This window comes from Methylocystis sp. Se48 (assembly GCF_056269425.1).
On record NZ_CM149850.1, the window covers coordinates 301,974 to 322,771 of the forward strand.

23 protein-coding genes are annotated in these 20,798 nt (G+C 66.9%); 13 read left to right on the top strand and 10 right to left on the bottom strand.

From position 1 onward, the window contains the following. Window positions 1–5: 5 nt before the first annotated feature. Together fmt and truA are read left to right on the top strand one after the other, a co-directional pair. Window positions 6–917, top strand: coding sequence for a methionyl-tRNA formyltransferase (gene fmt / locus ACV959_RS01490; RefSeq protein WP_475739728.1), 912 nt, complete (start codon window positions 6–8; stop codon window positions 915–917). Continuing rightward, complete coding sequence (gene truA, locus ACV959_RS01495) at window positions 917–1,654, top strand: tRNA pseudouridine(38-40) synthase TruA (protein WP_475738169.1); 738 nt, start codon at window positions 917–919, stop codon at window positions 1,652–1,654. The genes fmt and truA overlap by 1 nt, the downstream gene beginning before the upstream one ends. On the opposite strand, the gene ACV959_RS01500 is transcribed toward truA, so the two are convergent. The 3 genes from ACV959_RS01500 to ACV959_RS01510 form a co-directional block, all read right to left on the bottom strand. Further along, the gene (locus ACV959_RS01500; protein ID WP_475738170.1) at window positions 1,648–1,893 is read right to left on the bottom strand and encodes a hypothetical protein; all 246 of its coding nucleotides are present in this window, start codon (window positions 1,891–1,893) and stop codon (window positions 1,648–1,650) included. The two genes, truA and ACV959_RS01500, sit on opposite strands and share 7 nt — an antisense overlap. A gap of 173 nt (window positions 1,894–2,066) precedes the next feature. Then, window positions 2,067–2,816 (bottom strand): molybdopterin-dependent oxidoreductase, encoded by a 750-nt coding sequence (locus tag ACV959_RS01505; protein ID WP_475738171.1) that lies wholly within the window; start codon window positions 2,814–2,816, stop codon window positions 2,067–2,069. Further along, entirely contained in the window at window positions 2,813–3,442 is a 630-nt protein-coding gene (locus ACV959_RS01510; RefSeq protein WP_475738172.1) for a cytochrome b/b6 domain-containing protein, read from the bottom strand. Before ACV959_RS01510 ends, ACV959_RS01505 begins: the two co-directional genes overlap by 4 nt. Window positions 3,443–3,595: 153 nt before the next feature. Between ACV959_RS01510 and ACV959_RS01515 the strand changes: the two genes are divergently transcribed. Beyond that, a complete protein-coding gene (locus ACV959_RS01515) occupies window positions 3,596–4,606 on the top strand; it encodes an NAD-dependent epimerase/dehydratase family protein (protein WP_475738173.1) in 1,011 nt (336 codons plus the stop codon). 1 nt (window position 4,607) lies between these two features. Here ACV959_RS01515 and lysA read toward each other — a convergent pair whose 3' ends face one another. The 3 genes from lysA to ACV959_RS01530 form a co-directional block, all read right to left on the bottom strand. After that, window positions 4,608–5,873, bottom strand: coding sequence for a diaminopimelate decarboxylase (gene lysA / locus ACV959_RS01520; protein ID WP_475738174.1), 1,266 nt, complete (start codon window positions 5,871–5,873; stop codon window positions 4,608–4,610). A 3-nt stretch (window positions 5,874–5,876) separates the two neighbouring features. Beyond that, window positions 5,877–6,167 (bottom strand): LPS translocon maturation chaperone LptM, encoded by a 291-nt coding sequence (lptM, locus tag ACV959_RS01525; protein WP_475738175.1) that lies wholly within the window; start codon window positions 6,165–6,167, stop codon window positions 5,877–5,879. A gap of 77 nt (window positions 6,168–6,244) precedes the next feature. Next, window positions 6,245–7,510 (bottom strand): GNAT family N-acetyltransferase, encoded by a 1,266-nt coding sequence (locus ACV959_RS01530; protein ID WP_475738176.1) that lies wholly within the window; start codon window positions 7,508–7,510, stop codon window positions 6,245–6,247. 195 nt (window positions 7,511–7,705) lie between these two features. On the opposite strand from ACV959_RS01530, the gene ACV959_RS01535 reads away from it, so the two are divergent. Beyond that, window positions 7,706–8,236, top strand: coding sequence for a L,D-transpeptidase (locus ACV959_RS01535; RefSeq protein WP_475738177.1), 531 nt, complete (start codon window positions 7,706–7,708; stop codon window positions 8,234–8,236). Between the two features lie 162 nt (window positions 8,237–8,398). Then, window positions 8,399–10,327 carry a 1-deoxy-D-xylulose-5-phosphate synthase gene (gene dxs, locus ACV959_RS01540; RefSeq protein WP_475738178.1) on the top strand — a complete coding sequence of 643 codons (1,929 nt, stop codon included), beginning with the start codon at window positions 8,399–8,401 and terminating at the stop codon, window positions 10,325–10,327. A 13-nt stretch (window positions 10,328–10,340) separates the two neighbouring features. Here dxs and ACV959_RS01545 read toward each other — a convergent pair whose 3' ends face one another. Continuing rightward, complete coding sequence (locus ACV959_RS01545) at window positions 10,341–11,573, bottom strand: TIGR03808 family TAT-translocated repetitive protein (RefSeq protein WP_475738179.1); 1,233 nt, start codon at window positions 11,571–11,573, stop codon at window positions 10,341–10,343. 150 nt (window positions 11,574–11,723) lie between these two features. On the opposite strand from ACV959_RS01545, the gene ACV959_RS01550 reads away from it, so the two are divergent. The 3 genes from ACV959_RS01550 (at window position 11,724) to ACV959_RS01560 (ending at window position 14,831) form a co-directional block, all read left to right on the top strand. Next, entirely contained in the window at window positions 11,724–12,227 is a 504-nt protein-coding gene (locus ACV959_RS01550) for a GIY-YIG nuclease family protein (protein WP_475738180.1), read from the top strand. Between the two features lie 125 nt (window positions 12,228–12,352). Beyond that, window positions 12,353–13,936 (top strand): histidine--tRNA ligase, encoded by a 1,584-nt coding sequence (gene hisS / locus ACV959_RS01555; protein WP_475738181.1) that lies wholly within the window; start codon window positions 12,353–12,355, stop codon window positions 13,934–13,936. Window positions 13,937–14,009: 73 nt separating this feature from the next. Further along, the gene (locus tag ACV959_RS01560) at window positions 14,010–14,831 is read left to right on the top strand and encodes a universal stress protein (protein WP_475738182.1); all 822 of its coding nucleotides are present in this window, start codon (window positions 14,010–14,012) and stop codon (window positions 14,829–14,831) included. A gap of 118 nt (window positions 14,832–14,949) precedes the next feature. Here the strand turns inward: ACV959_RS01560 and ACV959_RS01565 are convergent, their stop codons facing one another. After that, window positions 14,950–15,438 (bottom strand): META domain-containing protein, encoded by a 489-nt coding sequence (locus ACV959_RS01565; protein WP_475738183.1) that lies wholly within the window; start codon window positions 15,436–15,438, stop codon window positions 14,950–14,952. 124 nt (window positions 15,439–15,562) lie between these two features. Then, a complete protein-coding gene (locus tag ACV959_RS01570; RefSeq protein ID WP_475738184.1) occupies window positions 15,563–16,558 on the bottom strand; it encodes a 2-hydroxyacid dehydrogenase in 996 nt (331 codons plus the stop codon). A gap of 209 nt (window positions 16,559–16,767) precedes the next feature. On the opposite strand from ACV959_RS01570, the gene ACV959_RS01575 reads away from it, so the two are divergent. Further along, on the top strand, window positions 16,768–17,295 hold the full coding sequence (locus ACV959_RS01575) for an SH3 domain-containing protein (RefSeq protein WP_475738185.1): 528 nt from the start codon (window positions 16,768–16,770) through the stop codon (window positions 17,293–17,295). Window positions 17,296–17,322: 27 nt separating this feature from the next. Here the strand turns inward: ACV959_RS01575 and irrA are convergent, their stop codons facing one another. After that, entirely contained in the window at window positions 17,323–17,781 is a 459-nt protein-coding gene (gene irrA / locus ACV959_RS01580) for an iron response transcriptional regulator IrrA (RefSeq protein ID WP_475738186.1), read from the bottom strand. A 298-nt stretch (window positions 17,782–18,079) separates the two neighbouring features. On the opposite strand from irrA, the gene fabA reads away from it, so the two are divergent. The 4 genes from fabA (at window position 18,080) to ACV959_RS01600 (ending at window position 20,696) form a co-directional block, all read left to right on the top strand. Further along, window positions 18,080–18,589 carry a 3-hydroxyacyl-[acyl-carrier-protein] dehydratase FabA gene (gene fabA / locus ACV959_RS01585; protein WP_475738187.1) on the top strand — a complete coding sequence of 170 codons (510 nt, stop codon included), beginning with the start codon at window positions 18,080–18,082 and terminating at the stop codon, window positions 18,587–18,589. A gap of 34 nt (window positions 18,590–18,623) precedes the next feature. Beyond that, window positions 18,624–19,022 carry an MAPEG family protein gene (locus ACV959_RS01590; protein ID WP_475738188.1) on the top strand — a complete coding sequence of 133 codons (399 nt, stop codon included), beginning with the start codon at window positions 18,624–18,626 and terminating at the stop codon, window positions 19,020–19,022. A 77-nt stretch (window positions 19,023–19,099) separates the two neighbouring features. Continuing rightward, window positions 19,100–20,323 (top strand): beta-ketoacyl-ACP synthase I, encoded by a 1,224-nt coding sequence (fabB, locus tag ACV959_RS01595; RefSeq protein ID WP_475738189.1) that lies wholly within the window; start codon window positions 19,100–19,102, stop codon window positions 20,321–20,323. Next, window positions 20,316–20,696, top strand: coding sequence for a hypothetical protein (locus ACV959_RS01600; RefSeq protein ID WP_475738190.1), 381 nt, complete (start codon window positions 20,316–20,318; stop codon window positions 20,694–20,696). The genes fabB and ACV959_RS01600 overlap by 8 nt, the downstream gene beginning before the upstream one ends. Window positions 20,697–20,798: the final 102 nt, after the last annotated feature.

The following is a 20,798-nucleotide window of genomic DNA, read 5'->3' on the forward strand; positions in this document are numbered from 1 at the left end:
TTTTCATGGGCACGCCGGAGTTTGCGACGGCGCTGCTGAAAGAGATTTGCGCCCGCGGCCATGAGGTCGCGGCCGTCTACACCCAGCCGCCGCGTCCCGCCGGGCGCGGCATGGCGGAAAAGAAATCCAGCGTTCACCAATTCGCCGAGAGCCGGGGCCTGCCTGTTCGCACGCCGAAAAGCCTGCGCTCGCCCGAGGAGCAGGAGGCGTTCCGCGCGCTCGGCCCGGATGTCGCGGTAGTCGCGGCCTACGGTCTGCTGCTGCCGCAGCCAATTCTCGACGCGCCGACCTACGGCTGCCTCAATCTCCACGGTTCGCTGCTGCCCCGCTGGCGCGGCGCGGCGCCGATCCAGCGCGCCATCATGGCGGGCGATCGGGAGAGCGGCGTCGAGGTGATGAAAATGGACGCCGGGCTCGACACCGGGCCGGTCGCTTTGAGCGCGCGGACGCCCATCGGGCCGGACATGACTGCCGGGGAGCTGCACGACCGCCTCGCCGCGCTCGGCGCGCCGCTGATGGCGGAGGCGCTCGATCTTCTCGCAAAGGGAGAGCTGCGCTTCACGCCCCAATGCGAGGACGGCGCCTGCTACGCGCAGAAGATCGACAAGGCCGAGGGGCGGATCGACTGGCGCCGGCCGGCGCAGGCGCTTCACGACCACGTCCGCGGCCTCGCGCCCTTCCCCGGCGCTTTTTTCGAGGCCGACCTCGGCCATGGCGTCGAGCGCGTGAAGGCGCTGAAAACGCGGCTGGAAGAGGGCAAGGGCGCGCCGGGAACGGTTCTCGACGACGCGGGCCTCGTCGCCTGCGGCGAGGGCGCGCTGCGTCTGCTGCGGGTCCAGCGCGCCGGCAAGGGCGAGATGGGGATCGAGGAATTTTTGCGCGGGCGCAAGATGGCGAAGGGCGCCGTCCTGACCTGATGGCCCGCTACGCGCTCACTATCGAATATGACGGCGGGCCTTTCGTCGGCTGGCAGCGGCAGGCGAATGGCGTCTCCGTCCAGCAGCGGCTGGAGGAAGCGGTCCTCGCCATAAATGGCGCGCGCGCCGTCATCCACGGCGCCGGGCGCACCGACGCGGGCGTCCATGCGCTGGGGCAGGTCGCCCATGTCGATCTCCTGCGCGAGTGGCGGCCGGACCGGCTGCGCGACGCGCTCAACGCGCATCTCAAGCCCGATCCGATCGCGGTCATCGCCGCGCGCGCCGTCGACGAAACATTCGAAGCGCGCTTCTCGGCGATCCGCCGCCATTATCGCTACCTCATCGACAATCGCCGCGCGCCGCTCACGGTCACGCTCGGGCGCGCCTGGCACGTCAAGCGCCCGCTCGACGCGCAGGCCATGCATGCGGCGGCGCAGCGGCTCGTCGGGCGGCATGATTTCACGACCTTCCGCGCCTCGGAGTGCCAGGCCAATTCGCCGGTGCGAACGCTGGAGCGGCTAGACGTTCGCCGCGAGGGCGACCGTATCGAGATCGTGACTTGCGCCCGCTCGTTTTTGCACAATCAGGTGCGCTCCATGGCCGGTTCGCTGGAGCATGTCGGGTCCGGCAAATGGAGCGCCGACGATCTCGCGGCCGCCCTCGCGTCAAGAGACCGCGCGCGCTGCGGACAGGTCGCGCCGCCGCACGGTCTCTATCTCGTCGCCGTCGATTATTGATTCACGGACGCCGGGGCGTTCGCGCCTGCGTCGGGCGGCGCGGCGTCGTCTCTAGCGGCGTCCTTCGGCGTTGCAGAGGCGTCGGGTTTCCCGGCCGCCGGCGGTTCGTTCGCCTTCTTGGCGACGGCCTTGTGCGCGGCGACGGATTTCTCCTTCGCGAGCGCGCCATGGATCGGGATGATGCTGGCGGAAAGAACCGCGGCGAGGATGCCGTTTACGCAGGGTCGATTATTGATCATGCAATCCCCTCGAGTCGAACGCCCCCGCGCCGAATCGAAACCGGCCCGCCCCTAAACCATCAGGCCCGCCAACCGTGGAGATGTTTGGCCGCGCGGCGGGCGGCGGGAAGTTGATTTTGCGGCGGCCAAGGTCGCGATTGCGGCGATCCGCCGCGACCCGCCTCAAAGGTAAATCACGACCCGCTGAACCAGTTGTAGCCCTTGTCTTCCCAATAGCCGCCGGGGTTGTCGTTCGTCACGAAGATCTCCGCGACGAATTTCGGGTTCTTGAATCCGAGCTTCGTCGGCATGCGGACCTTCACGGGAAAACCATATTTCGTGTCGCCCGCGCGGCCGGGGAAATCCAGCGCGAGCAAGGTCTGGGGATGGAGGGCGCTCGGCATGTCGATGCTCGTCCAGTAATTGTCCGCGCAGCGAAAGCCGACGAAGCGCGCCGAAAGATCGGCCCCGATCCGTTCCAGAAACAGGCGGAAGGGAACGCCGCCCCATTTGCCGATCGCGCTCCAGCCTTCGACGCACACCTGCCGCGTGATCTGAGACGCCTGCGGCAGCTCCCGCAATTTGCGCAGCGTCCAGGGCCGCTTGTCCGCGACGAGGCCCGACAGCGCGAGGCGATAGTTCTCAGCCTCAATGACGGGGGCGAGCTTTTCCTCGTAATAGGCGTTGAAGGGGAAGGGCTCCGTAACGTCGGCCTCCGTGTAGAGCGGCGCGAGCCTGTTCGGATCGAACAGCGCCGCCTGCACGCGATCGTTGAACCGCGACATGGCGAAGAGCAGGCGATCGACGGCGTCGTCGTCCTTGAGCGTGCAGCCAGACAGCATCGTCAGCGCGCCGAGCGAAAGACCTTGCTTGAGAAAAAGGCGCCGCTCGACGCGCTTGAGCTGCGGGCGGAAATTCGTCAGCGAAATCTTGCGTCGGATCATGTTCGATCCTCCGACCGGCCCGTCGCCATGGCGCGCAGCGCATCCTCTGCGCGCAACGCCAGAGAGACATGCGCGACGAGAAACAGAACGAGCGCGGCCATGGCGAGGAAATGCACGCGCCGCGCCGTCTCGAACCCGCCCATCAGCGCGGTGAGTTGCTGAAGCTGCACCGGCTTCCAGATCGCGAAGCCGGAGAGGATTGCGACGATGGTCGAGAGGATCGCAAAGACATAGGCCGCGCGCTGGGCGCCGTTGTAACGGCCGGGCCGGCGCGCCGCGCGCCCGGCAAGAACGTCCCGCAAGTCGCGCAACGTCTCGGAAGGCCATAGCGGCGCCAGACGGCGCCGGAAATGGCCCGTCAGCGCGCCGCAAAGGAGGTAGGCGCACAGATTAGCCACAAGCAGCCACATGGCGGCGAAGTGCCAGGCGAGCGCGCCGGCGAGCCAGCCGCCGAGCGTGAAGCCCGCCGGAAACTCGAAACCGAAAAACGGCGAGGCGTTGTAGATGCGCCAGCCGCTCAGGATCATGACGATCGTCGCGAAGGCGTTGATCCAGTGGGCGAGCCGCACGAACAACGGATGGACGATTCCATCGCTGCGTTTGGCCGGAGCGGCGTCGGCGCTCATCCTTTTTTCCCTCATGTTCGCGACGCCGAAAGATAGCGTCGCGGCGAGAGAAAGCGAGCCCCGCACGAGCTTGGCCTTGGCGCGCCCGCGTTGACAGTCCGCCCGCTTTCTCTCATGACGGCCCGGCTGCTTTCATGAAACCTAGGGCGTTACATGCGTATTTTCGTGACCGGCGCGGCGGGATTCATCGGCTTTCATCTTTCCCGGCGCCTGCTCGCCCTCGGCCATACGGTCGACGGCTTCGATGGCATGACGCCCTATTACGATCCGCGGCTGAAAGAGACGCGGCGACAGATCCTCTCGGGATCCGACGGCTATCGCGACACGATCGCCATGCTCGAGGACATGTCCGCGCTCACCGAGGCCGCGGAGCGATGCGCGCCGGACGTCATCGTCCATCTCGCGGCGCAGGCGGGCGTTCGCTACAGCCTCCAGAATCCGCGCGCCTATGTCGACTCCAATCTCGTCGGAACCTTCAATGTGATGGAGATCGCGCGCACGCTCAGGCCGCGTCATCTGCTCATCGCGTCGACGAGTTCCGTCTATGGCGCGAATCCGAGCGTGCCCTTTTACGAGAGCGACTGCGCGGACCATCCGCTGACGCTTTACGCCGCGACGAAGAAGGCGAGCGAGGCGATGGCGCATTCCTACGCGCATCTGTGGTCCATCCCGACGACCATGTTCCGCTTCTTCACCGTCTACGGCCCATGGGGGCGTCCGGACATGGCGCCGCTGAAGTTCGTCGACGCCATCGAAAGCGGCCGGCCGATCGACATCTACAACCACGGAAACATGTCGCGCGACTTCACCTATGTCGACGATCTCGTCGAGGGAATCGTGCGCCTGATGGACTGCGTCCCGGAGCGCGACTCCGGCGACGAGTCGGTCTCGCCGGTCGCGCCGTTCCGCGTCGTCAATATCGGACGCGGCGCGCCGGTCCAGCTCCTCGACTTCATCGAGACGATCGAAAAGGCGCTCGGCAAGAAGGCGGCGCGCAATTATCTCGACATGCAGAAGGGCGACGTGCCGCGCACCTTCGCGTCGGCCGATCTCCTCGAAAAGCTCACGGGCTACCGACCGCAAACGCCGCTCGATCAGGGCGTGCGCGCGCTGGTCGACTGGTATCGGGAGTATCGCGCGAAGAACGGGCCGCTGCGGCTGTGACCTAGATCCAATCGGGCACGCGGTCCATGGCGATGAGATCGGCGACGCTCGGACGCGGGCGGATCACGGCGAAGCGCGCGCCGTCGACCAGCACTTCCGGGATCAGCGGGCGGGTGTTGTAGGTTCCCGCCTGCACGGCGCCATAGGCCCCCGCCGTCAGCACGGCGAGAAGTTCGCCGGGTTTCGTCTCCGGCATTTTCCGGTCGAGCGCGAGATAATCGCCGGTCTCGCACACCGGCCCGACGACGTCCGCCGTGATCTGCGCCCGATCCGTCGGCTCGCGCACCGGGACGATGTCGTGATGGGCGTCGTAGAGCGTGGGGCGCACGAGGTCGTTCATGCCCGCGTCGACGATGACGAAGGTCCTGGCTTCGCCCTGCTTCACGTAAATGACGCGGGTGATCAGCACGCCGGCGTTGCCGACGATGAGGCGCCCCGGCTCCATCACCAGCTTGCAGCCGAGCCCGTCGAAATGGCGCCGCACGATGTCGGCGTAGCGTTCGGGATGATAGGACTGCGGATCGTCCCCGTCGTGATAGGGGATGCCGAGGCCGCCGCCGAGGTCGACGTGTGAGACATGATGGCCGTCGGCGCGAAGATCCCGCACCAGTTCGGCGAGCAGGGAGAACGCCTCGTCGAAAGGTTCGAGGTCCGTGAGCTGCGAGCCGATATGCATGTCGGCGCCGGCGATCTCGACGGCCGGCAGTTTCGCGGCGCGGGCGTAAACCTCGCGGGCGCGTGAGAGCGGCACGCCGAATTTGTTCTCGGCCTTGCCAGTGGAGATCTTCTTATGGGTGCGCGCGTCGACGTCCGGATTGACGCGCAGCGCCACCGGCGCGCGCGCGCCTTTAGCGGCGGCGACGCGCGAAATCGCTTCGAGCTCGGGCTCCGACTCCACGTTGAAGCAGAAGATTCCGGCCTCCAGCGCGGCGGCGATCTCCGCCTCCGTCTTGCCGACGCCGGAATAGGTGATTTTCGATCCCGGAACACCAGCGGCGCGGGCGCGGGCGAGTTCGCCGCCCGAGACCACGTCCATTCCCGCGCCCTCTTTGGCCAACAGGCGCAGCACGGCCTGGTTGGAATTGGCCTTCATGGCGTAGCAGACCATCGCGTCGAGCCCTGAGAAGGCTTGCGAGAAGACCTGATAATGGCGCCGGATGGTCGCCGCCGAATAGCAGTAGAAGGGCGCGCCCACCTGCTCCGCGATGGCGGAAACGGCGACGTCTTCGGCGTAGAGCGCGCCGCCGCGATAATCGAAGTGATGCATCGCTTACTGGAGCAGCGGGTCGAGGAGGAAGGGATATTGATCCGGCGGCCGGTTGCCGATTGTGCCCGGAATGCGCACGGGGGCCGCTTCGGGCTCCGCCTGTCCGGGGACGGGCTTGGGGCCCGAGCGGGCGGCCGCCGCGCGCGCGGCGTCCTGCTCCGCCTTTAGCGCGGCGCCGCGCGCCTGGGTTTCTTCCGGCAACTCCAGCGGACCGCGCCGGCCGCAGCCGGAGAGGCCGCCGGCCAGCAGCGCGGCCGCGAGCAAAGAGGCGAGGATGGGTTTGCGAGGCGTCACGGGTCGGTCCGGCGATTTTTCCGGGGCGCACTATACCGATCGGCAAGGAAAAGGCGAGGCTTCTTCGCCGGCGCCCGTCAGCTCACTTTCCGCCGGAGGAGCCGGTTCGCGGCCCGCTTCGCGAGTTCGCGCAGCTGGCGTCGCGTCCGGTCGCGGCGGCAGCTTACGGCGAACTCCTGGCCGCGCCCGGTTTGAAGCTGCACGGCGACGTCGCAGACGCCGACGCGATCCGGCCAGAGCTTGTCGATCATTGGATGGTTGGCGATGGCGCAGCTGTCGGCCATCTCGAGGTCGGGCCTTTCGAGATGGGCCTTGGTCTGCGCGTAGACGAGCTGGACGCCCGGCGCCTGCGCGCGCAGCGACTCGTCGAAGGCGATCTTCCAGCAATAGCTGCGCCCTTGGCTTTCGAGCACGACCGCCATCGCGATGGGGCGGCCGTCGAGGCGCAGCGACTGGATCTTGCAGCCGCCGTCCCGCGCGAGCAGGCGGGTCGCGCTGCGAAAGAAGGTCGCCAGCGACGGCTGCGAGAGAAAGGCGCCGCGGCTGGCCTTCCAGCCCGAGGCTTCCAGCGTCATGAACTCCTCGGCGGCGGCTCGCACCTCGTCGACGGTTTCATGCGACTCGAAGGTCAGGCGTCCCATTTCCCGCAGCCGCCGCGACTGGCGGCGCAGCTCCGCGAGCTTTTTCTTGGATCCCGCCCGGGCGCAAAGGTCGTCGGCGTCGCTCCCCGGCAGGAGCGCCGCGCGCTCATAGGCTTCGAGAATGTCGACGCCGCGCCCGTCGCGCCCGGCCGCCGCCGTCAGCGCCGCATGGAAACGGCCGCCGTTCGTCACGCGCGAGAAGACGACGCCCGACGACAGGCTGCGCAATTCGATCCAATCGAGAAAGGCGGCGACGACGTCGGCGGCGGCGTCCCGGTCCACCAGCGGCGTGGCCAGCGCCGCCTGCTTGTGCAGCCAGAGCCGGATCAGGCCGTCGCCGATCAGCGGATGGGCCGGAACGATCGGAAAGAGGCCGGCCATGCGGCCGGCGCGGTCGCGCACGACGATGAAACGGGGACGGTCGCTCAGCGGAAAATGCCGCGCCGCGGAAAGCGCGAAGCCCGGCTCGTAAAAGGCGTTGGGCTCCAGCGCGCGGTTCGCGAGATCGCGCCATTCGTCCTGGGCGGCGTCCATCTGCTCGACGGAGAGTTCGCCCACTCTGAACGCGGACTTGTCGCCCTGATAATCGACGCCTGCGACGATGCGGGGCGCCGGCCGGCGGCCGGCGGGCTCCGCGTCGGATCGGCCCTGCTCGGCCATTGCGAGAGCGACGCCCTTAATGTTCAGGAACGGCCCGATCATCTTCGACAATCCCTTGCTCTGTCCCATTTTGAAGCGGAGGAGCCCCTGTACCGGAACGTTTCCGGACGGCGCGGCCCCGTCGGGGAACGGAGGTTCAAGCCGGGCGCCAGGGGCTGGCGCGCGACGGCGGGAGGCCGCCAACCCTGGCGGCGCGCGCGTCTTTACGCGGACGCCCGGGCGTGTTTAGGTCTTTTCATGAAGATGCTGCGGCTTTTCCTCATTTGGGCGGCGCTTCTCGCCTCGGCGCAGGCGCAGGCGACCGTTCGCATCACCATCGACCTCGCCCGGCAGCGGCTGACCGCCGTGCGCGGCGGCGAGACGGTGGTGTGGAAAATTTCCAGCGGCCGGCCGGGCTACGAAACCCCGACGGGCCACTACTCCGTGATGCGGATGGAGGCGGATCACCACTCCGACGAATATGAACAGGCGCCGATGCCCTATGCGATCTTCTTCTCGCCGCGGGGCCTCGCCATTCATGGGAGCTTCGAGCGCGGCCTCGGCCGACCGGCGTCGCACGGCTGCGTGCGCCTGAGCGTCGCCAACGCCCGGCGCCTTTTCGAGTGGGTCGAGGAGCAGGGCGGCGCCTCCATCGACATCGTCGGGGGCGCCCCCGGCGCGTCCGAGGCCCGACTTGCGCGCAGCGAGCGCCCGCGCCGCGGCCGCCGCGAGCGGATGTTCGAGATCGAACCTTCGGATTCCCTGCCGGACCAAGCCTATCGCTACTGAGTGGTCCCTTCGCTTACGCCTGCGGCCGCTCCATGCGTTGCGCGCGGGCAACACTTTCAACAGAATCGAACGGTCGGCGCGGCTCCGCATTTGCCGCAAGGAATATCTGCGGATATGCCTTGACTTTGTGGAATTGCCGACCGCCGAGAAAAGAGCAAGCCTTTGACGACATCGAAGACCCCCCTTCTCGACCAGATTCCGACCCCCGAAGAGCTGCGCAAGCTGCAGCCTGGCCAATTGAAGCAGGTCGCCGACGAATTGCGGCGGGAGACGATCGACGCCGTGTCGGTCACGGGCGGGCATCTCGGGGCGGGCCTCGGCGTGGTCGAGCTGACGGTTGCGCTGCACTATGTCTTCGACACGCCGCGCGACAAGATCATCTGGGACGTCGGCCACCAGACCTACCCGCACAAGATTCTCACCGGGCGCCGCGACCGCATCCGCACGCTGCGCATGGGCGGCGGCCTTTCCGGCTTCACCAAGCGCGCGGAAAGCGAATATGACGCCTTCGGCGCCGGCCATTCCTCCACGTCGATTTCGGCCGGCCTCGGCATGGCCGTGGCGCGCGACCTCTCCCACGGCGACAACCACGTCGTCGCCGTCATCGGCGACAGCTCCATGTCGGCCGGCATGGCCTATGAGGCGCTGAACAACGCCGGGGCGCTCGACTCGCGCCTCATTGTCATCCTCAACGACAACGACATGTCGATCGCGCCGCCCACCGGCGCTATGTCGGCCTATCTCGCCCGTCTCGTCTCGGGCGGCGCCTATCGCTCGATCCGCGACGCCGCCAAGCAGCTCGCCTCCCATCTGCCGCGCTTCATCTACGACAAGGCGCGCAAGGCCGAGGAGTTCTCGCGCAGCTTCATCACCGGCGGCACCATGTTCGAGGAGCTCGGCTTCTATTACGTGGGGCCGATCGACGGGCACAATCTCGACCATCTGCTGCCCGTGCTGCAGAATGTGCGCGACAAGGACGACGGCCCCGTGCTCGTCCATGTCGTGACGCAGAAAGGCAAGGGCTATGCGCCGGCCGAGGCGTCGGACGACAAATATCACGGCGTCGTGAAGTTCGACGTCGAGACCGGCAAGCAGTTCAAGCCCAAGGCCAACGCCCCGTCCTACACGGGCGTCTTCGCCAAGGCGCTGATCGCCGAGGCCGAGCATGACGACAAGATCGTCGCCATCACCGCGGCCATGCCGTCGGGCACCGGCCTCGACGCCTTCGGCAAGCATTTCCCGAACCGCACCTTCGACGTCGCCATCGCCGAGCAGCACGCCGTCACCTTCGCGGCGGGCCTCGCCTGCGAGGGCTACAAGCCCTTCTGCGCGCTCTATTCGACCTTCCTGCAGCGCGGCTACGATCAGGTCGTGCACGACGTCGCGATCCAGCATCTGCCGGTGCGTTTCGCCATCGACCGCGCCGGCCTCGTCGGCGCGGACGGTCCGACTCACGCCGGCGCCTTCGACATCGCCTATCTCGGTTGCCTGCCGGGCATGGTGGTGATGGCCGCCGCCGACGAGGCGGAGCTGATGCATATGGTGTCGACGGCGGTCGCCTATGACGACGGTCCGATCGCCTTCCGTTATCCGCGCGGCGAGGGCGTGGGCGTGGAGCTGCCCGAGCGCGGCGAACCGCTCGAGATCGGCAAGGGCCGCATTCTCCGCGAGGGATCGAAGGTCGCGCTCCTCTCGCTCGGCACGCGCCTCGCCGACGCCATGAAGGCGGCCGATGAGCTGGAGAACTACGGCGTCTCGACGACCGTCGCCGACGCCCGCTTCGCCAAGCCGGTCGACCGCGACCTCCTCCGCCGCCTCGCGGCCAATCACGAAGTTCTCATCACGATCGAGGAAGGCTCCATCGGTGGCTTCGGCTCCCAGGTCTTCCAGGCGCTTTCGGACGACGGCCTGCTCGACGGAACGCGCGGCGTGTTCAAGTTCCGCAGCATGACGCTGCCGGACGCCTATATCGACCATGACAAGCATGAGATGATGCTCGCCAAGGCGATGCTCGACTCCAAGGCTATGGTCGCCAAGGCGCTGGAACTGCTCGGCGACGAAACGGGCGCGGCGCGGGTGATGATCGCGTAAGCCGCGCGGCCGCTTACGAGGTCTCGTTGTCCCGCACCGTCAGGCGGGGATAAGGCGTCGCGCCGGGCTTCGTGAGATCGCCGGGCAGGAAATTCATGCCAGCCGAGGCGATCACCGCGGATTTTTTTGCGCTGATCCTGTTGCGGACAACCGTCGCCTCGCCGGCGCCCGCCCCGGTCGCGAGCACCACGCCATAATCGACGCCGGAAATATCATTCGCCTCGGCGCGCAGATTCTCGCGCCATCCGCCAAGCGCGATCCCGATCCAGCCCGGCCCCACGATCCTGTTGCCTGCGATGTCAGCGTTCTTTTCCGCGAGAATGCCGGTGAGCCAGAGCATCTCCGGGCCGAAGTCCGAATCCGGATGGCTCTCTTTCATCGAGACGATCGTGTTTCCCGAGATGACGGCGCCGTCGGTGCCCTTGTCGGCGTTGGCGACGGCGATGCCGGCGCCGGCGTCCTCGATGCGGTTGTCCCGAAAGACCGAGTTCTTCGCGCCGAATTCGGCGTACATGGCCTTTTCGCCGAAGCTCTTGCAATCGTTGCCGACGACCGCGACGCCATGGCCTGAATTGTTGCGCACCGCGCTATAGGCGCAGCGGCGGATTCGGTTGCGCTCGACGCGGATCGAGCCCGCGCCCCAGATCAGCACGCCGTTGCCGTAAGGCCCGTTGCCGCCGGACAGGTTACGCACCTCCTCGATGCGATTGTCGCGCAGACGCGAGCCGTCGTAGCGGCCCGCCGCCGTCGACCAGACGACAAGGCCATTGTCGCCGCAGTCGCAAATCTCGTTGCCGTCGACGTCGAGGTCCGATCCGTCGAGCGAATGAAGCGCGCAATCAGCGACGCTCTCGATCCTGTTTTGCGCGAGCGCGCCGCCGCAGCGCGCGAGATTGACGCCGCGCGCCGAAGAATGGCGGAGGACGCAGCCGCGGATCGACAGATCGACGACGTCCGTGAAGTCGAGCAGCCCCTTCTCGCGCGGGATGAAGCCGCCGGCGCCGTCGAAGACGATGTTTTCGAGCGCGATCCGCCGCGCCGTTCGGGCCGAGAGCAGCGGCCCGAGGCCCGAGAGCTTCAGCACGGTCCGGCCCGGAACTCCGGTCAGGATGGTCCCGTCGGGGAGGTCGAGCCCCATCAGGGCGGTTTCCCCGGCGGGGAGGGCGACGGCGGCGCCCTTTCGCGCCGCCTCCCGCAGCTTCAGGGCGAGATCCTGCGTCCGCGCGATGGCTTCTAAATTTGGCAAGCAAAATGAGGCGCTTGCCGCGCAGCAAAGGCGCAGCATTTTTCGGCGGGACAGGATCGGCGGGGACAAATTGCTGCGCAGCATGCGGTCAGTTTGGACGGCTCGCGCGCCGGGGTCGAGCCGTGAAGCGAAGCAGCGTAAACAGGACGCATGACGTCCCCGCCCGAGCGTTCCCCGACAGCGCGTCTCCGCTTCGTCGCAAGCGCCGCCGCCGCGCCCGCCGCGCCGGGCGCCTATGCGCTCTGGCTCGCCCTCGAGGCGCCGCTTGCGGTCACGGCCGGACGCCGCGCCGCAACCCTGCCGCCGGGCGACTACCTCTACTGCGGCTCGGCCAACGGCCCCGGCGGCTTGCGGGCCCGGCTCGCCCGCCACCTGCGGCTCGAAAAACGCGCGCATTGGCACGTCGACCAGCTCACGGCGGTCGCCCGGGTTCACGGCGCCTTCCTCATCGCGGGCGGGAGCGAATGCGCGCTGAACGCGGCGCTGTCGGCCCTGCCGATTCCGCTTCCCGGCTTCGGAAGCTCGGATTGTCCGCGCTGCGTTTCGCATCTGCGTCATTTTCCGCGCGGCGCGCGGCTTCCCTTGGCTTGGGAAAATGCTAGGAAGGCGGCCGTACTCCCGCCTCTCCTTCTGGGGGAGGCCGTGCGGCCGTGATTCCGCGCGGGAGGGGGCGGCCTCCTCGCCCCGTTCTGCGCCCGTGGCCCCGCCCCACCCCGGACTGCCGCGCAGTCCGGCCCTCTCCCTCGCGGGGAGGGTGAAATCCCTGCTGGAATTTTCGGATGTCCGACGAAAAGAAATCGAAGGTCGAGGCGCGCACCCCGCGCGGATTCGCGGATCGCGAGGCGGGCGAGATCGCGGCGACGAACCGCATGCTCGACGTCATCCGCTCGGTCTATGAGCTTTACGGCTTCGAGGCGCTGGAGACGCCCGCGATCGAATATACGGACGCGCTCGGCAAGTTCCTGCCGGATCAGGACCGGCCCAATGAAGGCGTCTTTTCCTTCCAGGACGACGACGAGCAGTGGCTCTCGCTGCGCTACGACCTCACCGCGCCGCTCGCGCGTTACGTCGCGCAGAATTACGACCGCATCCCGAAGCCCTATCGCTCCTTTCGCTGCGGCCCGGTCTATCGCAACGAGAAGCCGGGGCCGGGGCGCTTCCGGCAATTCATGCAGTTCGACGCCGACACGGTCGGCTCGGCCTCGCCCGCCGCGGACGCGGAAATCTGCATGATGGCCGCCGACGCATTGGAGAAGCTCGGCATTGCGCGCGGCGATTACGTCATCAAGATCAACAGCCGCAAGGTGCTCGACGGCGTGATGGACAAAATTGGTCTAGACGGCTCCGGAAACGCCGGACGTCGCCTAACGGTGTTAAGGGCTATCGACAAATTTGATCGGCTCGGAGCTGAGGGCGTGATGCAACTTCTCGGAAAAGGGCGCCGCGACGAAAGCGGTGACTTTACAAGGGGTGCGGAGCTTAGCGCCTCTCAAATTTCAACGATTATGGTGCTGTTCGAAATCGATGCAATGGCGGCGCAAAGCCGGAATACTAATCCAACGTTCTTAGCGGGAGTCGCAAGCGGCGACATCGACCAAATCAAAACTGAAAAAATACGCGCGGATGGAATTTTTGGAGGTTTGCAGAGCGTTCTGGTTAGTTCTGCGCTTGGCCTCGAAGGTCTGTCGGAACTCGCTACAATCTGGGATTTATGCCGAGACTCCGGGTATGGAGATGGTCGCATCCGCATCGACCCGTCGGTGGTGCGCGGACTGGAATATTACACCGGACCCGTCTTCGAGGCGGATCTTGCGTTCGAGACGCGCGATGAAAAGGGCCATCCGGTGCGGTTCGGCTCGGTGGGCGGGGGCGGGCGCTACGACGGACTCGTCGGACGCTTTCGCCCTGAGAACGCGCCCGCGACCGGCTTCTCGATCGGCGTCTCGCGCCTCTTTGCGGCGCTGAAGCTCGTCGGGAGCCCGATCGTCACGGCGCGGCCGCATGTCGGGCCGGTGGTCGTGCTGGTGCTCGACCGCGACCGACTGACCGATTATCAGCGCATGGTGGCGCAGTTGCGCGGGGCCGGCGTCGCCGCCGAGCTGTATCTCGGGGCGGCGGGCATGAAGGCGCAGATGAAATACGCCGACCGCCGCAACGCCCCGCTCGTTCTCATTCAGGGGTCGGACGAAAAGGCCAAAGGCGAGGTCCAGATCAAGGATCTCGTCGCGGGCGCCCGCGCCGCGGCCGGCATCGCGACGAACGAGGAATGGAAGGCCGCGCGCCCCGCCCAGATTTCCGTCCCCGAGGCGGACCTCGTCGAGCGCGTCCAGCAGGCGCTCGCGGCGCAGCGGGAGGCGAGCTGACTGCGACATCGCCGGTCTAGGCGCGCGCCCCTTCGCGTTATAGGTTAGGCCGCAAAGTCAAGGGAGATGCGCAATGATCGGCGAACCGCCCAAATCCATCGTCCATCCGACGGACCTCTCCTTCGCGAGCCAGGACGCCTTTGCGCATGCGTTGCGCATCGCCGTCGCCACGAAGGGACTTCTTCACCTTCTGCACATCGAGGGGATCGACGAGACCGCGGACGACGAGTGGGACCGCTTTCCGCATGTGCGCGAAATGCTGGCGCGCTGGCGGATGATCGAGCCCAATGCCTCGCGCGCGGAGGTCGCGGAGAAACTCGGCGTGAAATTCGTAAAGGCGACCGTCGAATCGGAAAATCCCGTCCATGGCGTCGCGACCTATGTCACGCGGCACATGGCCGATCTGATGGTGCTGATGACGCACAACCGCACAGGACTGGAGCGCTGGCTGGAGGGCTCGGTCGCCGAGGATGCGGTGCAGGAGGCGCGCGCGCCCGCCCTTTTTCTGCGCGAGGACCAGACCGGCTTCGTCGATCGCGAAACAGGGAAAGTGTCGCTCGACACCGTGCTGATGCCGGTCGAGGCGAGCGTGCCGCCGCTCGACGCCTTCCGCCATATCGCCGACTTCGCTCATGCGCTGAACCCGGCGGCCGACGTCATGCTGCTGCATGTCGGCGATGATCTGCCGATCTTCGATGGCTTGCTGCCGCATATCGAATTGCGGAAGGGGCCGGTGATCGAAACCATCCTGTCCTATGCGCAGGAAATCGGCGCCGATCTCATCGCCATGCCGACGCAGGGGCGCCGCGGCTTGCTCGACGCGCTGCGCGGCTCGACGACCGAGCGCGTGCTGCATGGGAGTCCGTGCCCGGTCTACGCCGTGCCGGCGAAATAAGTTGGACGCTTCTTCGCCGCGCCTCGGGAAAAACGCGACAGAAAAAACGCTCCCGAACCGTCGCGGCGGTTCGGGAGCGTCATCCCTTCGCTTCTCGCAATGAGGGAACGGCGAGGCGTTACAGCGAACGCTGGAACCGCAGCACGCCGCCCTTGAAGCCCTTAAGCGTCAGATCGTCGCCCTTCACGTCCCAATAGGGGCCGGAGAGCAGCACGCTCCAATATTCCCGCTCGATGCCGGCGAGCGCGCCGTCGCACTGGCGTTCGTTGATCGCGGGCATGGCGCGCGGGCCGAGACGGTCGGGGCCGATGATGAATACGCCCGACCAGTGCTTGCAGCCCGAGAAGCCGTTCGCGCGTCCCGTCGAGTCGATGTTGATCCACATTTCGACGGGCGGCGCCTTGCCGTTGATTTCCTTGAGGACGAAATTGCGGTTGTGCGGGAAGGGCACGTAGCGCGGAATGCCGGCCGGATCCTTGTTCGCGTCCTCGCCCTGCTGTTGTTGTTCCTGACCCGCCTCGGCCGGTTTGGCGCGCTTCTTGGCCTCTGCCGGCAGGGCGACCATCGCGGCGCACAGGGCGGCGACGATCGGCAAAATCTTCTTCATGTGCGTCCTCCCTCGGGGCGCTGTCGATTGCATGAAAAAACGCCCGAATCGCGGCGCGCCGCCGCGCGGGCGCGGGAACCCTAACGCGCTTTTTCCGCCAGCGGAATCATCCCGCCGGCGCCGCTCAAAGCATGCTGGGCAAAACGCGGTCCGGCGGACGGTGGCCGTCCATGAAGGTCTTGATGTTGATGATGACCTTCTCGCCCATGTCGATGCGGCCCTCGATCGTCGCCGAACCCATGTGCGGCAGCAGCGTCACCTTGCCCGCCTGCGCGAGCTTCAGAAGCTTGGGCGAGACAGCCGGTTCGTGCTCGAAGACGTCGAGGCCGGCCCCGGCCATCTCGTTCGCCTCGAGCATGCGCACGAGGGCGTTTTCGTCGACGATCTCGCCGCGGGCGGTGTTCACCAGAATGGCGTGCGGCCGCAGATGCTTGAGGCGTCGGGCGGACAAAAGGTGATAGGTCGCGGGCGTATGCGGGCAGTGGATCGACACGATGTCGACGCGCGCCAGCATCTGGTCGAGCGACTCCCAATAGGTCGCCTCGAGCTGCTCCTCGACCTCGACGGGGACGCGGCGCCGGTTGTGATAATGGATGGACAGGCCGAAGGCCTTTGCGCGGCGGGCGAGCGCCTGGCCGATGCGGCCCATGCCGACGATGCCCAGCCGCTTGCCGGTGATTCGATGGCCCAGCATCCAGGTCGGCGACCAGCCGGCCCAATTGCCCTCGGGAATCGCGCGGGCGCCCTCGACGAGGCGGCGCGCCACCGAGAGAATCAGCGCCATGGTCATGTCGGCGGTGTCTTCGGTCAGGACGCCCGGCGTGTTGGTGACGGTGATGGAGCGGCCGAGCGCCGAGGCGACGTCGATATTGTCGACGCCGTTGCCGAAATTGGCGATGAGCTTCATTTGCTCGCCGGCCTGAGAGATGAGCCCCGAGTCGATGCGGTCGGTGATGGTGGGCACCAGCACCTCCGCCGTGCGCATGGCCTCGGCGAGCTCCTCGTGGGTGAGCGGCCTGTCGGTCTCGTTCAGCCGCGTGTCGAACAACTCGCACATGCGGGTCTCGATCACTTCCGGCAGGCGGCGCGTCACCACAACGAGCGGCTTCTTTTTCGGCATCTTGCGCTTCGTCCCTTTGGCTCGCTCGACGGTCGTCGCGTGGCTAAAATTCACGAAATCAGTTACAAGGCGGGGCGGCGGCGACGCCGCGACGCGCCTTCAACCCGGTCTTAACGACGTTGGGCGACAAAACCAATACGCCCCCGGCGCTGCGTTTTTCGTTCCTAGCAGATGACGGGCCAAAGACAAGACGAGCGATCGCTTCCATCATGCGGCAACCCAAAAGCGACAATTCGACAAGCCTGTGGCTGGCCTGCGCGGCCCTCGCGCTGTTCTGCGCAGCGTCCGCGGCGGCGCAGGAGCCGCAGAAGGGGCCGGTGAGCAATCTGCCCATTCCGCGATATGTCAGCCTCAAATCCGACCGCGTCAATGTGCGCGAGGGACCGAGCAAGGAGCATCCGACGGTCTGGGTCTATGAGCGCGCGGGGCTGCCAGTGGAAATCACCGCGGAATTCGAAACCTGGCGCAAGATTCGCGATTCGGAGGGCTCGGAGGGCTGGGTGCTGCATTCGCTGCTCTCGGGCCGCCGCACGGCGCTGGTCGCGCCCTGGAAGAAGGAGCGCCAGACCCTCTATGCGTCGGACCATGCGACGCCGGTCGCCAAGCTCGGCCCCGGCGTCATCGGCAATCTGCGCGGCTGCGACGGCCAATGGTGCCGGCTCGCCGGCAAGGAGTTCGACGGCTACATCCAGCAGGAGAATCTGTGGGGCGTCTATCCCGGCGAGAAGGTGGAGTAGGCCCGGGGCGCCAAGCGCGTCCGGCCCTCAGCCCCGATCCCGCCGCAGCCGGACCACCACGTCGACCCGATCGATGCGCAGGCCCTTTGGGGGCGTCGGCAGATTGGACACGGCGACGTTCGAGCCCGGGATGTCGTGAAGTTCGCCGTCTTCCTCGATGAGGAAGTGATGGTGGTCGCTCACATTGGTGTCGAAATAGACCCGCGCGCCGTCCACCGCGATCTCGCGCAGCAGGCCGGCGTCGGTGAACTGGTGCAAGGTGTTGTAGACCGTCGCCAGCGATACGGAGAGATTGGCGGCGATCGCCTCCTCGTAAAGACGCTCCGCCGTCACATGGCGGTCGCATCCCTGGAACAGAAGCTCTCCCAGCGCGATGCGCTGCCGGGTCGGCCGCAGCCCGGCGGCGACGAGCATGTCCTGAACGGGCTGGCGTTGCGGCGCCGCCGAAGGCTCGGCGGAAATCGGTCTATTCAGGAAGGCGTCCATCGGCGGGCGTCTCGATTGCGATTTTATTTGACCTATACCAAAAAAGCCCGGACGACTCAACGCGGGCGCCGCGTTTGCGCCGCGCCGGGCCGTCAAGTTCGCGCGCGGCTCGCGCCCGGGCGCTTCCGGCGCGCCGTCGGCTATGTTACGGAACATCCGCCCGAAGCGGCGAGCGTCGGCCGAAACGGCCGCGCCTCGCCAAAAATAACAGGGGGCGGCGCGCGCCTTTGCGGGCGGAAGCGCGTTCTAGTGGGGGACAGGGCTTTTTGGAAAAGGCTCCAGCGGAGGCGGTGAGATCATGAGCGAACGGCGCTCGTCATTCGGCTATGAGGATTTGTTGGCCTGCGGGCGCGAGGAGCTTTTCGGGCCCGGCAACGCCCAATTGCCGCTGCCGCCGATGCTGATGTTCGACCGCATCACGGAGATTTTCGAGGAGGGCGGGGAGCACGGCAAGGGCTATATGCGCGCCGAACTCGACATCAAGCCGAGCCTCTGGTTCTTCGATTGCCATTTCAAGGGCAATCCGGTCATGCCGGGCTGCCTCGGCCTGGACGCGCTGTGGCAAATGGTCGGCTTCTACATCGCCTGGCTCGGCAATCCCGGCCGCGGCATGGCGCTCGGCGTCGGCGAGGTGAAATTCTCCGGCCAGGTGCGGCCGCACAACAAGCTCGTGACCTATGGCATCGACTTCACACGGGTGCGCACCGGCAAGCTCGTGATCGGGCTCGCCGACGGCTGGGTCGCGGCGGACGGCCAGCGGATCTACGAGGCGAAGGACCTCAAGGTCTGCCTCGCGCCCGCCAGCTGACGGCGGGCGTCGGGCGCGCCAGGGAGGTCGAGCAGTGCCGGTAACAGCGCTTTACGCCAGCCTCCTGGCTTGCCTGTTCGTCCTGCTCTCGGTGCGGGTCATCTTCATGCGCCGCGGCGCGCGCGTCGCCCTGGGCGATGGGGGCGACGCTGCGCTTCAGCGGCGCATAAGGGTCCACGCCAATTTCGCCGAATATGCGCCCTTCGCCCTTCTGACGCTCGCTTTGGCCGAGAGCCTGCGCACGCCCGCCTGGGCGCTGCATCCGATCGGACTGGCGTTGATCGCCGGGCGCTGCGCGCACGCTTACGGCGTCTCGCGGCCCAAGGAGGATTTCCGCATCCGGGTCGCCGGAATGGGCCTGACCTTCGCGGCGATCCTCTGCTCCGCGGCCGCGTGTTTCGTCGGGTCGGCGGCGCGCAGTTTCGGGCTTTAGGAAATGGACGTAATGTCCGAAGTCGCCAAGAGAACAAGACAGCGCCGACAGGGCGCGGCCTGCAAGGGGGAGTGATCATGAGACGAGTCGTCGTCACCGGCATGGGCATCGTGTCGTCGATCGGCAATACGACGCAGGAAGTGGTCGCCTCGCTGCGCGAGGCGAAACCCGGCGTCGTTCGCGCGGAGAAATACGCCGAACTTGGCTTCCGCTCTCAGGTTCATGGCATGCCGACGCTCGATCCCTCGACCGTCGTCGACCGCCGCGCCATGCGCTTCCACGCGACCGGCACGGCCTGGAACCATGTCGCCATGGATCAGGCGATCCGGGACGCCGGTCTCACCGAAGCCGAAATCTCCAACGAGCGCACCGGCATCATCATGGGCTCGGGCGGCCCCTCGACCAAAACCATCGTCGAGGCCGCCGACATCACCCGCACCAAGGGCCCCAAGCGCGTCGGTCCCTTCGCGGTCCCGAAATGCATGTCCTCGACGGCCTCGGCGACGCTCGCCGTGTGGTTCAAGATCAAGGGCGTGAACTATTCCATCTCCTCGGCCTGCGCGACGTCGAACCACTGCATCGGCAACGCCTATGAGATGATCCAATACGGCAAGCAGGACATGATCTTCGCCGGCGGCTGCGAGGAGCTGGAGTGGGAGCTCTCCGTCCTCTTCGACGCCATGGGCGCCATGTCCTCCGCCTATAACGACCGTCCGGCGACGGCCTCGCGCGCTTACGACAAGAACCGCGACGGCTTCGTCATCGCCGGCGGCGCGGGCGTGCTGGTGCTGGAAGAATATGAGCACGCGAAAGCGCGCGGCGCGAAGATCTACGCTGAGGTGGCCGGTTATGGCGCGACCTCGGACGGCTACGACATGGTCGCGCCCTCCGGCGAAGGCGCGGTGCGCTGCATGCGGCAGGCGCTCTCCACCGTGAAATGCCCGATCGACTACATCAATCCGCACGCGACCGCGACGCCGGTCGGCGACGCCAAGGAGATCGAGGCGCTGCGCGTCGTCTTCGGCAATGAAGACAAATGCCCGCCGATCGCGGCCACGAAGTCGCTCACCGGCCATTCGCTCGGCGCCACCGGCGTGCAGGAGGCGATCTATTCGCTGCTGATGATGCAGAACGGCTTCATCTGCGAGAGCGCCAATATCGAGGAGCTCGATCCGGACTTCGCCGACATGCCGATCGTCCGTCAGCGCCGGGACAACGTGAAGCTCGGCGCCGTGCTGTCGAACTCCTTCGGCTTCGGCGGCACCAATGCGACGCTCGTTTTCAAACATCCGGATGCCTAGGAGCGGACGGCTCGTCGCCCTCGGCGCGGTTTTCTTCGCCCTCGCCGCGCCTTCGGGCGCGGAGCCGGATTTCGCCGGCCGCTACGCGCAGCCGGCGCGTTTCTATTCCCAGACGGCGGTCATCTCGCGCCGGAGCGACGGCGCTTACGACGTGACGATCGATCTCGACTTCAAGGGCTGTCGCGGGAACGTGGCGCTCGTCGGCCGGATCGAGGACAACCGGCTGATCGCGACTCGAACCGAAGCGGGGCGAGAGACCTGCCGGCTGGACATCAGGCGCGAGCCGCCGGGCGTACATGTATTTGAGGAAAGCTGCGCCGCCCATCACGGGCCGGAATGCGAATTTTCCGGTTTTTTGCGAAGGAAGCGCTGACGCCGCCGCTGGCGGCGCGTCGCTCTCCCCCGGTTTTTACGCGGCGCGACTTGCCTAATCCGCCCCGCCGGTCATAAGAGCCGCCGAAGGCGAAGGCGGCGC

Coding starts and splice junctions, on each gene's coding strand:
- ACV959_RS01510 (WP_475738172.1), bottom strand. CDS start 3,442: ATGAGCGCCGACGCCGCTCCGGCCAAACGCAGCGATGGAATCGTCCAT.
- irrA (WP_475738186.1), bottom strand. CDS start 17,781: ATGGACGCCTTCCTGAATAGACCGATTTCCGCCGAGCCTTCGGCGGCG.
- ACV959_RS01515 (WP_475738173.1), top strand. CDS start 3,596: ATGCGTATTTTCGTGACCGGCGCGGCGGGATTCATCGGCTTTCATCTT.
- ACV959_RS01560 (WP_475738182.1), top strand. CDS start 14,010: ATGATCGGCGAACCGCCCAAATCCATCGTCCATCCGACGGACCTCTCC.
- ACV959_RS01570 (WP_475738184.1), bottom strand. CDS start 16,558: ATGCCGAAAAAGAAGCCGCTCGTTGTGGTGACGCGCCGCCTGCCGGAA.
- fmt (WP_475739728.1), top strand. CDS start 6: ATGGGCACGCCGGAGTTTGCGACGGCGCTGCTGAAAGAGATTTGCGCC.
- ACV959_RS01600 (WP_475738190.1), top strand. CDS start 20,316: ATGCCTAGGAGCGGACGGCTCGTCGCCCTCGGCGCGGTTTTCTTCGCC.
- ACV959_RS01565 (WP_475738183.1), bottom strand. CDS start 15,438: ATGAAGAAGATTTTGCCGATCGTCGCCGCCCTGTGCGCCGCGATGGTC.
- ACV959_RS01535 (WP_475738177.1), top strand. CDS start 7,706: ATGAAGATGCTGCGGCTTTTCCTCATTTGGGCGGCGCTTCTCGCCTCG.
- ACV959_RS01575 (WP_475738185.1), top strand. CDS start 16,768: ATGCGGCAACCCAAAAGCGACAATTCGACAAGCCTGTGGCTGGCCTGC.
- fabB (WP_475738189.1), top strand. CDS start 19,100: ATGAGACGAGTCGTCGTCACCGGCATGGGCATCGTGTCGTCGATCGGC.
- ACV959_RS01550 (WP_475738180.1), top strand. CDS start 11,724: ATGACGTCCCCGCCCGAGCGTTCCCCGACAGCGCGTCTCCGCTTCGTC.
- hisS (WP_475738181.1), top strand. CDS start 12,353: ATGTCCGACGAAAAGAAATCGAAGGTCGAGGCGCGCACCCCGCGCGGA.
- ACV959_RS01505 (WP_475738171.1), bottom strand. CDS start 2,816: ATGATCCGACGCAAGATTTCGCTGACGAATTTCCGCCCGCAGCTCAAG.
- ACV959_RS01500 (WP_475738170.1), bottom strand. CDS start 1,893: ATGATCAATAATCGACCCTGCGTAAACGGCATCCTCGCCGCGGTTCTT.
- ACV959_RS01530 (WP_475738176.1), bottom strand. CDS start 7,510: ATGATCGGGCCGTTCCTGAACATTAAGGGCGTCGCTCTCGCAATGGCC.
- fabA (WP_475738187.1), top strand. CDS start 18,080: ATGAGCGAACGGCGCTCGTCATTCGGCTATGAGGATTTGTTGGCCTGC.
- truA (WP_475738169.1), top strand. CDS start 917: ATGGCCCGCTACGCGCTCACTATCGAATATGACGGCGGGCCTTTCGTC.
- lysA (WP_475738174.1), bottom strand. CDS start 5,873: ATGCATCACTTCGATTATCGCGGCGGCGCGCTCTACGCCGAAGACGTC.